We start from the raw sequence: 12,299 nt of genomic DNA, 5'->3' as shown, positions 1-12,299 counted from the left end.
TTCATCTCTTTTTCCGATGCATAAATTTGACTAAATTTGTTTCATACATTAAATGCAGATTAAGTGAAAGATCAAAATCAATTAGCCTTATTAGCGTCTCAACTCAAGGGGGAGCTCTTTTATACCAATGAAACCAAGGATCAAACAATGTTGCTTGCCTATTCGACCGATGCGTCGGTTTATCAGGAAAAGCCGTTGGCTGTAGCAATACCAGCTGATATTGATGACATTAAAAAATTAATTGATTTTGCGCAGCAGCAGAGGATAACTATAATACCACGTACTGCCGGTACCTCTTTGGCGGGACAGGTTGTAGGCCATGGTATTATTATGGATATTTCGCGTCATTTTAAGGGTATTATTGAACTTAATGTCGAAGAGCAGTGGGTTCGGGTGCAACCCGGCGTGATCCGTGACGACTTAAATAGTTATCTTAAACCATTCGGACTGATGTTTGGGCCTGAAACTTCGACGGCAAGCCGTGCCATGGTTGGTGGAATGATTGGCAATAACTCTTCGGGTTTGCATTCAATTGTCTGGGGAGATACACGGCACAATTTGATTTCGGCCAACGTACTTTTGGACGACTGTTCTGAAGTGACTTTTGAGGCGATTGATGAAGCAGCATATTTTAAGAAATTATTATTGGCTGGTCGTGAAGGGGATATCTATCGTAATATGAATGCATTATTGACAGATCCACAGCATTTAAGTGCTATAGAAGCGGGCTACCCCAAACGATCCATCACAAGAAGAAATACCGGTTATGCATTGGATATTCTTGCTGATCGTTCAGCCCCTTTCAATATGTGTAATTTATTAGCAGGATCCGAGGGAACTTTGGCTATCGTTACAGAGGCGAAACTCAAATTGATGTCCTTACCACCTCAGGAGCTAGGTTTACTCTGTGTTCACTTTGCAGATATGGTGGAGTGTATGCATGGCAACGTGATTGCCCTGGAGCATAAGCCAGAAGCATCTGAATTGGTAGACAAATACATCATGGATTTCACGGTTGGGCATCCAACCTATAAGTATAATCGTTTTTTTATTGAGGGTGATCCCCAAGCTTTATTAATTGTTGAGTTTAGGGGGCAGACAGCAGCTGAAACAGAATCGAAAGCGATGGCCTTGAAAGCGGATCTAATTGCTCGTGGCTTAGGATATGCCTATCCTTATATTACCGGTATTGAACAGACGAATTTAGTTTGGGATGTGCGCAAAGCGGGCCTTGGTTTAATCCGTAATTTGCCTGGGGACAGTCAGCCTGTAAATTTGATTGAAGATTGTGCTGTTTCACCTGAGGACCTACCTGCTTACGTGCGGGATATTCAAAAGCTTTTGATAGAAGAGGGCGTACACGCATCTTATTATGCGCATGCAGGAGCGGGAGAGCTGCATATCGAACCCTTTGTAAATCTGAAAACAGCAGCCGGGAAACGTACTTTTCGTTCAATCCTCGAGAAGACGAGTGATCTTGTGTTAAAATATAACGGTTCGCTGAGTGGTGAGCACGGTGATGGTCGTCTGCGCGGAGAGTTTATTGGCAAAGTGCTTGGCGAAAAAGTTTATAAATTACTTGAGGAAGTCAAATTCATCTTTGACCCACAGGGAGTTTTTAATGCAAATAAGATTGTTAACACACCGCCGATGGATTCTCATTTGCGCTATGACAACGATAACAACCGAACTGAAATAAAGACCTACTTCGATTTTTCTAAAGATGAGTCTATCCTTCGGTTGGCGGAGAAGTGTTCTGGTTCGGGAGATTGCCGAAAGACTGAAATTACAGGTGGAACAATGTGTCCGTCGTTTATGGCTACACGTGATGAAAAAGATACAACACGGGCACGGGCAAATATGCTGCGTCAGTTTTTGACGAATTCTACAAAGAAAAACCGTTTCGATCATGAAGAGATCAAAGAGGTCATGGATCTCTGTTTAAGTTGCAAAGGCTGCAAAACGGAGTGTCCTTCCAGCGTTGATGTTGCTAAAATGAAAGCAGAATTTTTACAACACTATTATGATGAGCATGGCGCGGGGTTTAGAACAAAATTAATTGCTAATTTCACCCAGTCTCAGAAACTTGGATCGTGGGTTGCACCTCTTTATAATTTTGTGGTCAAAAATGATTTCTTGTCGGGAATGGTCAAAAAAACAGTAGGATTTGCGCCAAAGCGTTCCTTGCCAACCGTCAATGGAACGACCTTAACCCAATGGGTAAAAAAGCAAGCAGTGGTAAGTGATGCCAAGCGTCGTGTTTATCTTTTTTCGGATGAGTTTACGGAATATAATGATGCAGAGATCGGTATTACAGCATATAAATTATTGACGGCATTGGGGTATGAAGTAATCATTCCAAAACATGTGCAAAGTGGGCGGACTTATCTTTCCAAAGGGTTTGTGAAAGAAGCAAAGAAGATTGCGAATCAAAATATCCATTTCCTAAAGGGGTTAATTACGGATGATACGCCACTTTTAGGCGTTGAACCATCAGGGATAATTACATTTAGAGACGAGTATTTGAGTTTAGTAGACGATGATTTGCGGGTTGAGGCACAAAAAGTAGCCAAAAATGCGTTGATGATTGACGAATTTCTGTTGACTGAAATGAAGGCTGGGCGTATTCATCCGGAACAGTTTACTGGAACAACAAAAAAGATAAAGCTGCATGGTCACTGTTACCAAAAGGCTTTTCACCTCGTGACTGTGACAGAACAGGTTCTATCATTCCCGACGAATTTTAGCGTAGAAACTATTCCTTCGGGCTGTTGTGGTATGGCAGGATCATTTGGTTATGAGGCTGAACATTATGATGTTTCGATGAAAGTGGCCGAGCTGGTTTTGTTACCAACCATACGTAAAACATCATCCGATACGCTAATTGCTGCGGCGGGTACTTCCTGTAGGCATCAGATTAAAGATGGTGTAGGAAGAAAATCTTATCATCCTGTGGAAATTTTATACGATGCTTTATTGAAATAAAATAAAAACATTGATAATAGTTGTTTGTTATCAGTAATAATGGTAATATTATAAGAGCAATATTCATTAATAACTGATAACAAACAATTCAATATGTACAAGATTCAATCTATAGCATTTCTTGCAACCGCTACGGTGCTGATGGCTAGTTGCGGAAATTCCAATCAGAAGAAAACTGATGGAAGTGATACAACAACGGTTAACAAAATTGAAGGTGTAAAAATCGAACAATTTACGAATGGTACACCGGGCGCAGAAAAGAAGAACTTTTTTCTACGTATCACAGATGAGATCTTAACCGATTCAAGTCGGATCTATATCACAAAATCTCTTTACAAACAAGATACTGTAGGAGCGAAGTTTGAGGTTGTAGATTTTATACCCGCAGGTATAATAGATGGTCAGCCGAGTGATGACGTCGGTTTTACCAAAGGTAAAATTAGAATCTCGTCATCGGGTCAACAGTCTGATAATTTAATTAAAGCGTTAGGTGACTTATTTCAGACGCCTACAACTGATTCTTTTACAAAAGATGTAATTCTTCCGAATGTCTTTTCATCCAATAAGGTGAATGCTGACTTGTCCAAAAAAACAGCATATAGCTTTAAACTATTTTTGGACAATAAAAAAGCTGCTCCAGCGGAGCTCTTCTTTAATGTAGACACGTATAAGCATTCTATTGAATTTTCAGAGAAAGATCCTTCGTTCCGAGCTGGATTTTTATCAGCGTTAACCGGTAAATAGTGAAGCTGTGACATGTGCCGCTACTTCGATGAGCCCTAAGTTATATGCTCAGGTGTAGTATATAGATTGATTATAAAATAAAAACGCTAGAAATTATCTAGCCGTTTTTATTTTATATGAAAAAGAGATAGATTTGTGCTAATATATTTAGTTTACAATGAAACGGTCCGGCATTGCAGATCTCCCATTACACTATGGAAAAGTACCAGCGTGGCTTTACGAACGTATGGCTTCCCTAGGTCGTTCAATAGTTGAAGTTATACTCATGGATTATGGTAAAGATGAAGTTTTAAGAAGACTGGCAGATCCATTCTGGTTTCAGAGTTTTGGTGCCGTTCTCGGGATGGATTGGCATTCTTCGGGGATCACAACGGCTGTTATGGGAGCATTAAAACGCGCTATTAATCCAGATGCGAAGTCGCTGGGGCTTTATATCTGTGGGGGGAAAGGCAAGTTGTCTATGCAGACTCCACAGGAACTACTTCAGTTGTCAGATCGAATTGGGTTGGATGGCAACGGCTTGATTCGTAGCAGTAAGCTTGTCGCTAAAGTGGATAACACAGCCATTCAAGATGGTTACCAACTGTATTTACATAATTTTATCGTAACAGATCAGGGAAATTGGTCTGTTGTCCAACAAGGTATGCATGAAAAGGATGGTACTGCTCGTCGCTACCATTGGCATTCTGAAAAGGTAAAATCGTTCGTTGAAGAACCTCATGCTGGTATCAGTGGGCCTTCGCAAGGTATAATCCTCAACTTGACAGCTGCAGAAGCGGCAGCCAATAGAGCAGGTATCATGACTATAGTGGGAGAGGATTCAAGTAAAGTAATGCAAGATTTCGCTAAACTTATTATGCCAGCTCATCACGATGTACGTGCTTCGGATGTTGACTTGAAAAGATTGGGAGCGATGTTGTACGTCGCCCGAGAAAGTCAACCAAGCCATTTTGAAGATCTGCTGCTGTTAAAAGGAGTTGGCCCCCGCACGTTACAGTCATTGGCCTTGGTTAGTGAGGTGATCCACGGTGCGCCTTCACGGTTCAACGACCCCGCTCGATTTTCCTTTGCTCATGGAGGAAAAGATGGACATCCTTTTCCGGTTCCATTGACCATTTACGATGAGAGCATTCAGATTTTACAAAAAGGTGTTGAAAAATCTAAACTGGGTTATGGTGAAAAGTTAAAATCAATCAACAAGTTGCACCAGATCGTCCTGGATAGCGAAAAAGATTTTCAGCCACAGTTTGATATTCAGCAAATTATAGCAGAGGAACGAAGGGATTCTTGGAAGTATGGAGGCAGGACAGTCTTTGGAGATGCAGCACCTTTGCGAACAAATGGACGGGGTTTGCAATTATCACTTTTCTAGCGGAAATCTGTGGATTGTAATTGTTTTGTTAAAATGTGTTAAAGATCGTTAAAATTATTTGTACGCTAGTATATTTGCTCCGCAATGAAAGCGGTTATTACCATACTCCTTTTCCTATGCTTCTTATTTATCAGAAGCAGTAATAGCCATGCTGTGCTCATTGAATCCGATCGACCAGCTGTCAGTTTTATGTATCAGCATAATCATGCCGACGTGCAGAAGTATATTGATGCATCGGTTAATCACATCGATCCGCTATTTTATGGTAATATACACAGTGATAATCCCGTTATAGAGGAGTTTGATGCCGAGAATTTTCAATTGACCAAGGATTTGCAGGTAACGTCTCAATTTGTTGCGCTGCTGCTTTTTGCAATTGTCCTTTTTGTTTTTGTTTTTCGATTTGCAAAGAAGATTCCTTTTTGCAATTTCATAGCCTATCTTTTCCCTCAAAGATACGTTCTTCAACAAAACTGGAGAATTTAAAATATACCCTTCGAAATTTCATATGCTTTGGTGGATATCCTAAGGGATGCTCCATTGCGTTGTAATCGATTTGTACAATCTATTAACAAGTCGAAACGGCCATAAACCAAAGTAGAGGTATTTCACCAACCAGCACAACAAACAATCAAACTTATTTTTTTAATTAGACGCTTACAAATGAAAAGAGTATTTATACTCGCTAGTTTGGCTATTAGCTTATGCCAAATCGGGTGTACTTCCAAAAAGGAAGAAAAGGAAGAAAAAGAGAAATTTACAGCGACCTCTCCGGTACAAATGGATACAACTATCCGTAAGGATTTTGTCTCCCAGATTAGATCTTTCCGAAATATTGAGCTTCGGGCTCAAGAGAAAGGCTATCTTGAGCAGATTTTCGTGGACGAAGGACAATTTGTCCATAAAGGGCAACTCCTTTTTCGGATTATGCCGAAGATGTATGAGGCCGAATACCGCAAATCTTCTGCAGAAGTTAATGTAGCAGAAATTGAAGTTCAAAATACAAAAACATTAGCTGATAAAAATGTTGTATCGCCCAACGAACTCGCTATGGCTAAAGCGAAGCTTGAGCAAGCCAAAGCTGCGGCAGCGATTGCAAAATTACATCTCTCCTTTACAGAAATCAGGGCACCTTTTGACGGAACCATTGATCGGATTCCATTGAAATTGGGAAGTTTGGTGGATGAAGGCGAATTATTGACAAGTCTGTCCGATAATAGTGAGATGTTGGTTTATTTCAATGTTTCCGAACCAGAATATTTAAGTTATCAAACTAACGTTAGTAAACGCGGGGATACCCATGTGGGCCTGCTACTGGCCAATAATGAGCTATTTGCTCAAAATGGTCTTGTAGAGACCATAGAAAGTGAATTTAACAGTGAAACTGGAAATATTGCTTTTAGAGCGAAATTCCCCAATCCAAACCGTCTATTAAAACATGGCGAGAGCGGCAAGGTGGTGATGAACTTTCCGTTGAAACAGGTTTTAATTATTCCACAGAAAGCGACATACGAAATGCAGGACCGTAAATATGTGTATGTAGTCGATAAGGATGGCAAATTAAAAGCTCGTCATATCACAATCGGTAACTCCCTACCAGATCTGTATGTGGTAACGAGCGGACTTCAAAAAGATGATAAATTTTTGTTGGACGGTATTCAGAAAGCGAAAGAGGATGATAAAATCAACTACAGCTTTGTGCAACCTAAAGACGCCATTTCAAATTTGAAGTTAAAAACAGAATAGACCCCTTACACTTAAATTACTATGTTTAGTCGTTTTATAAATAGACCAGTACTTTCGATCGTTATATCACTGATCATTGTGTTTTTGGGTGTGCTTTCTATGGTACAGCTTCCTGTAACACAATTTCCATCTATATCGCCACCGAAGGTGAATATCACTGCGGAGTATCCTGGAGCAAATGGTGAGTTGATGATTAAATCAGTTATCATACCGCTAGAGCGGGCGATAAATGGGGTTCCGGGCATGAAATACATGGCTTCTGATGCCGGTAACGACGGGGAGGCAAGCATCCAGGTGGTATTTAACCTAGGAACAGATCCGAATCAGGCTTCATTAAATGTGCAGAACCGTGTGGCTTCTGTGGTGAATAAGCTTCCTCCAATTGTGGTACGTGAGGGGGTGAAGATTACACGTGAAGAATCCAACATGCTCATGTACATCAATCTCTATAGCAAAGACAAGGAGCTTGATGGAAACTTTATGTATAACTATGCGGACATGAATATTGTCTCCGAATTACGTCGTGTAGACGGTGTTGGGGTGGCTAATATTCTTGGAACGCGCGAATTAGCGATGCGTATTTGGTTGAAACCAGATCGTATGACAGCCTACAAGATTTCTGCAGAAGAGGTGATGAAAGCCTTATCAGAGCAGAGTTTGGAAGCTTCGCCAGGTAAAGCCGGCGAGTCATCTGGTATGACCTCCCAATCTTTCGAATATGTATTGAAATACCCCGGACGTTTTACGACAACTGAAGGCTATGGCAATATCGTGTTACGTGCGGGTGAGAATGGTGAAATGTTACGCTTAAAAGATGTTGCGGACATCAAATTCGGTTCGGCGATGTATGATATCTATTCTACACTGAATGGAAAACCATCCGCAGCGATTGTCTTAAAACAATCCTATGGAAGTAATGCTTCTCAGGTAATCCAAGACGTTAAAAGCAAAATGAAGGAATTGAAGGCATCTTTTCCTAAAGGGCTGGATTACGAAATCAGTTATGACGTTTCAAAATTTTTGGATGCATCCATGGAAAAGGTAGTCCATACTTTATTGGAAGCATTTGTGCTTGTTGCTATTGTGGTTTTTCTATTCTTAGGAGATTGGCGCTCGACCTTGATTCCAACCATTGCAGTGCCGGTTTCATTGGTGGGATCATTTTTGTTCATGCAATTTTTTGGAATTACCATCAACTTGATCACACTGTTTGCATTGGTGCTCGCCATTGGTGTGGTTGTGGATGATGCGATTGTGGTTATTGAAGCCGTCCATGCTAAGATGGAAGAGCTTCATATTTCGGCCTATAAGGCAACCAAAAAAGCAATGCATGAAATCAGCGGTGCCATTGTTGCGATCACCTTCCTCATGGCGGCAGTTTTTATCCCCGTTGCCTTTATGTCTGGTCCCGTAGGGATATTCTATCGGCAGTTTTCCATTACCATGGCAACATCTATCATCTTATCGGGTGTTGTGGCATTGACACTGACTCCAGCATTATGTGCGATCATGCTGAAGAATAATCATGGCAAGCCAAGAAAGAAATCCATTATCGATAAGTTTCTTGATTCTTTCAATAGATTGTTTGATAAGATGTCCAACAAATATGTTTACCTGTTGAAAGGGATAGTGGATAAACGGGTGTTTACATTTTTAGTATTGATAGGTTTTTGTATTGGAGCCTATTTTTTGAATAATGCTGTTCCTGCAGGTTTTATCCCCAATGAAGACCAGGGGATGATTTATGCCATTATTCAAACGCCGCCAGGATCGACATTGGAACGAACCAATCTAGCGGCCCAGACATTGCAAAAAGAAGCTGAAAACATTGATGGTGTACAATCGGTATCGTCGTTAGCTGGTTATGAAATCCTGACTGAAGGAACTGGGGCAAATACAGGTACTTGTTTGATCAACTTGAAAAGCTGGGAAGAACGTAAAGAATCCTCGCAAGAGATTATTGAGCAACTAGAGGCTGCTGCCAAAAATATCCCAGGGGCGTCTATCGAATTTTTCCAACCACCGGCCGTACCGGGCTATGGTGCCGCGGGTGGATTTGAGCTTCGTCTTCTGGACAAAGCCGGTTCTGGTGACTACAAGAAAATGGAAACGGTAAGTAAGGATTTTGTACGTGAATTGAACAAGAGGCCTGAATTATCGTCTGTATTTACCTTCTACAGCGCGAGTTTTCCGCAGTATATGTTGCATATAGACAATGATCTGGCGCAACAGAAGGGGGTTACTATTGATAATGCACTGAATACGCTTTCGACTTTGGTTGGTAGTAATTACGAAACGAACTTCATTAAGTATGACCGCCAATATAAAGTTATGGTTCAGGCTTTGCCGCAATACAGGGCTTTGCCGGAAGATATCTTAAAGCTATACGTGAAGAATGAAAAAGACGAAATGGTCCCATTTTCAGCATTTATGCATATGGAAAAGGTTTACGGTCTTTCTGAGATCACTCGGCACAATATGTATATGGCGTCCGAAATCTCGGGCTCTGCCGCACCAGGCTACAGTAGTGGTGAAGCAATTCAGGTGATTAATGAAGTCGCTGCCAAAACGTTACCTCGAGGCTATGGCATTGATTGGGCTGGTATCTCCAAGGATCAGGTAGGGCGCGGAAATCAGGCGATTTATATCTTCTTAATTTGTCTTGGTTTCGTTTATTTGATACTTTCCGCTCAATATGAGAGCTTTATTATGCCTTTTGCGGTGTTGCTTTCTTTACCAATCGGAATCTTCGGGGCCTTTCTATTATTGAAGTTATTGGGATTGGAAAACAACATTTATGCACAGGTCGCTTTGGTCATGCTCATAGGTTTACTTGGTAAAAATGCCGTGTTGATTGTTGAGTTTGCTGCTCAGCGGCATTCCCAAGGATTGAGTATTATTGAAGCTGCCTTGGACGGTGCAAAAGTTAGGTTTAGACCTATCTTGATGACATCTTTTGCCTTTATCGCAGGCTTGATTCCCTTAGTTATGGCGTCTGGCCCTGGGGCGATAGGAAACCGTACGATCGGTACGGCAGCAGCGGGAGGTATGTTGTTTGGAACAGTGTTCGGTATTTTAGTGATACCAGGCTTGTACTATATCTTCGGAACTATTGCCTCTAGACGTAAGCTTATTAAACACGAAGATGAAAATCCATTAACTGAAGAACTTGATAATAATGACTAATCGCAGAAAAATACAATGGGTCATTGCATTTTCGCTTTCAGCAGCAGTGACGGGATGTAAGGTTCCGAAAGCGACACAAATACAGGAGAATAAATTTGTTCCGCAGCAATTTACAGACGTAGATAAATCTGACACAACAAATTCAGCATCGGTTAAGTGGCGTGAATTTTTTACTGATCCAAATCTAGCTGTATTAATAGATACAGCCTTAAAAAACAATCAGGAACTGAATGTTACTTTGCAGGAGTTGGCAATTGCAAAAAACGATATTCTTTTACGAAAAGGGGCGTTAAAACCTACCGTTGGTTTACGTGCTGGAGGAGGTGTTGAAAAAGTCGGACGATATACCAGCCAGGGGGCGGGTGATGCCAGTACAGAAATTGCTCCTGGAAAGGAAATGCCGGATCCACTAGGAGATTTGACAATTGGTGCGTATGCAAGCTGGGAAATCGACGTTTGGAAAAAACTTAAGGACTCTGAACAAGCCGCACTCAACCGCTATCTTGCTACGGTAGAGGGGAAAAATTTTGTCTTGAGTAGCCTTATTGCCGAGGTTGCCCGTTCGTATTATGAATTATTGGCATTGGACAATCAGTTGACCATTATCAAACAGAATATCGAGCTACAGGACAATGCGCTTTCGGTAATCCGATTGCAGAAACAGGCTGCTCGTGTAACAGAACTGGCGGTTCAAAAGTTTGAGGCTGAAGTATTGAAAACCAAGGGCATGGAATTTGAGACGAGGCAACAGATCAAAGAAACTGAAAACCGTATTAATTTTCTATTGGGGCGTTTTCCACAAGAGATCAAACGCGACAAAAGCAATTTTGTCGATTTGATCCCGGCGAAGGTTCAAACAGGCATACCGAGCCAATTACTGAGCAATAGACCTGATATTCGTGAGGCAGAGTATGAGCTCGCTGCCGCGAAGTTGGACGTACAGATCGCGCGGAAAGAGTTTTACCCTTCTTTGGAGATTTCGGCGGCTTTGGGTTTACAGGCATTCAAGCCTTCTTATCTATTTAAGATGCCTGAATCAGTTTTGTATAATCTAATAGGGGAGCTTGCAGCACCATTGATAAATAAAAATGGGCTTAAAGCGGAATTTAATACGGCCAACGCCAAACAAATACAGGCTGTATATAATTACGAGAAGACAATTCTGAATGCTTACTTAGAAGTCTCTACACAACTTTCTAATATTGAAAACCTAGGGCGCAGCTACGATTTCAAAACAAAAGAAGTTGAGGTTCTGAATAATTCCGTGTCTGTGTCAAATGATCTCTTTAAATCAGCGAGGGCAGACTATATGGAGGTTTTGATGACACAACGCGATGTGCTGGATTCGAAACTTGAATTGATAGAAACGAAGAAGCAGCAGCTCAATGCTGTTGTCAATATCTATAAAGATTTGGGAGGAGGCTGGAAATAAGTTGTTTGTTTGAATGGACCCCGCTAGGCGGGGTTCTTTTTTTATAAGCCTATGCAAACTTCTTTCTTGTGGAAATAGAATTAATGCTTATTTTTAATCGTTATTTAATCAATCGTATTTGTTTTATGGAATCACAAGAGTACATTCTTATCAATGATGACGCTGAAAGGGGAGTGTTTTATAAAAAAACCTATCTTCATGTTGCGCTTTCGATTTTAGCATTTATCGTTTTGGAAACTTTGCTGATCAAATTGATCCCTTATGATTTTATCGTTTGGATGGTTAGCGGAAAATTTATTTGGTTATTCTTATTGGGATGTTTTTGGTTAGGGTCCACACTTTCATCAAGATGGACACTTTCGCAAAGCCGTCAAACCCAATATCTAGGACTAGCTTTCTATATTGTACTGGAAGCGATCATCTTCCTCCCAATGATTTTTATGGCGGTGTTTATGACCGAAGGAATTAGTGTCATTTATCAAGCAAGTATAATGACTTTGGCATTGTTTACTGGGCTTACTGTCGTTGCATTTGTATCCAATAAGGATTTTTCATTTCTCAGGAATATCCTGGTAATTGGGGGTTTCTTATCCTTGGGGGCAATTGTCGCTGGAGCTATTTTTGGTTTTGAACTTGGATTATGGTTCTCGGTTGCAATGATTGCACTTGCTTCCGGAAGCATACTCTATCAAACTCAAAATCTGAAGTATAGTTACGGCAACGAACAATACGTTGGGGCAGCCCTACAGCTATTTTCATCAATAATGTTGCTGTTTTGGTATATTCTACGAATTTTAATGCGCAGAAGATAAATTTTGTTCCTTTTAAAAATAA

8 protein-coding genes are annotated in these 12,299 nt (G+C 40.9%); all 8 read left to right on the top strand.

The genetic code is table 11. The features are described from left to right. Positions 1 to 63 precede the first annotated feature (63 nt). Positions 64 to 2,985 (top strand): FAD-binding and (Fe-S)-binding domain-containing protein, encoded by a 2,922-nt coding sequence (locus tag BV902_RS15200; protein ID WP_075992663.1) that lies wholly within the window; start codon positions 64 to 66, stop codon positions 2,983 to 2,985. Positions 2,986 to 3,078: 93 nt separating this feature from the next. Then, positions 3,079 to 3,729 carry a hypothetical protein gene (locus tag BV902_RS15195; RefSeq protein WP_075992662.1) on the top strand — a complete coding sequence of 217 codons (651 nt, stop codon included), beginning with the start codon at positions 3,079 to 3,081 and terminating at the stop codon, positions 3,727 to 3,729. A 157-nt stretch (positions 3,730 to 3,886) separates the two neighbouring features. Further along, positions 3,887 to 5,101 (top strand): DUF763 domain-containing protein, encoded by a 1,215-nt coding sequence (locus tag BV902_RS15190; RefSeq protein WP_075992661.1) that lies wholly within the window; start codon positions 3,887 to 3,889, stop codon positions 5,099 to 5,101. 84 nt (positions 5,102 to 5,185) lie between these two features. Next, on the top strand, positions 5,186 to 5,587 hold the full coding sequence (locus BV902_RS15185) for a hypothetical protein (RefSeq protein WP_075992660.1): 402 nt from the start codon (positions 5,186 to 5,188) through the stop codon (positions 5,585 to 5,587). Positions 5,588 to 5,764: 177 nt separating this feature from the next. After that, positions 5,765 to 6,847, top strand: coding sequence for an efflux RND transporter periplasmic adaptor subunit (locus tag BV902_RS15180; protein WP_075992659.1), 1,083 nt, complete (start codon positions 5,765 to 5,767; stop codon positions 6,845 to 6,847). A 21-nt stretch (positions 6,848 to 6,868) separates the two neighbouring features. Next, positions 6,869 to 10,033: an efflux RND transporter permease subunit gene (locus BV902_RS15175; RefSeq protein ID WP_075992658.1), complete on the top strand. Its 3,165-nt coding sequence runs from the start codon at positions 6,869 to 6,871 to the stop codon at positions 10,031 to 10,033. Then, positions 10,026 to 11,465: a TolC family protein gene (locus BV902_RS15170; RefSeq protein ID WP_075992657.1), complete on the top strand. Its 1,440-nt coding sequence runs from the start codon at positions 10,026 to 10,028 to the stop codon at positions 11,463 to 11,465. The genes BV902_RS15175 and BV902_RS15170 overlap by 8 nt, the downstream gene beginning before the upstream one ends. A gap of 125 nt (positions 11,466 to 11,590) precedes the next feature. Continuing rightward, on the top strand, positions 11,591 to 12,277 hold the full coding sequence (locus tag BV902_RS15165; protein WP_046673344.1) for a Bax inhibitor-1/YccA family protein: 687 nt from the start codon (positions 11,591 to 11,593) through the stop codon (positions 12,275 to 12,277). The last annotated feature ends 22 nt before the right edge of the window (positions 12,278 to 12,299 follow it).

Source organism: Sphingobacterium sp. B29, from assembly GCF_001952815.1.
Classification (GTDB): domain Bacteria; phylum Bacteroidota; class Bacteroidia; order Sphingobacteriales; family Sphingobacteriaceae; genus Sphingobacterium; species Sphingobacterium siyangense.
This window is presented reverse-complemented; position numbering and strand designations above follow the sequence as displayed.

Coding starts and splice junctions, on each gene's coding strand:
- BV902_RS15195 (WP_075992662.1), top strand. CDS start 3,079: ATGTACAAGATTCAATCTATAGCATTTCTTGCAACCGCTACGGTGCTG.
- BV902_RS15190 (WP_075992661.1), top strand. CDS start 3,887: ATGAAACGGTCCGGCATTGCAGATCTCCCATTACACTATGGAAAAGTA.
- BV902_RS15185 (WP_075992660.1), top strand. CDS start 5,186: ATGAAAGCGGTTATTACCATACTCCTTTTCCTATGCTTCTTATTTATC.
- BV902_RS15180 (WP_075992659.1), top strand. CDS start 5,765: ATGAAAAGAGTATTTATACTCGCTAGTTTGGCTATTAGCTTATGCCAA.
- BV902_RS15175 (WP_075992658.1), top strand. CDS start 6,869: ATGTTTAGTCGTTTTATAAATAGACCAGTACTTTCGATCGTTATATCA.
- BV902_RS15170 (WP_075992657.1), top strand. CDS start 10,026: ATGACTAATCGCAGAAAAATACAATGGGTCATTGCATTTTCGCTTTCA.
- BV902_RS15165 (WP_046673344.1), top strand. CDS start 11,591: ATGGAATCACAAGAGTACATTCTTATCAATGATGACGCTGAAAGGGGA.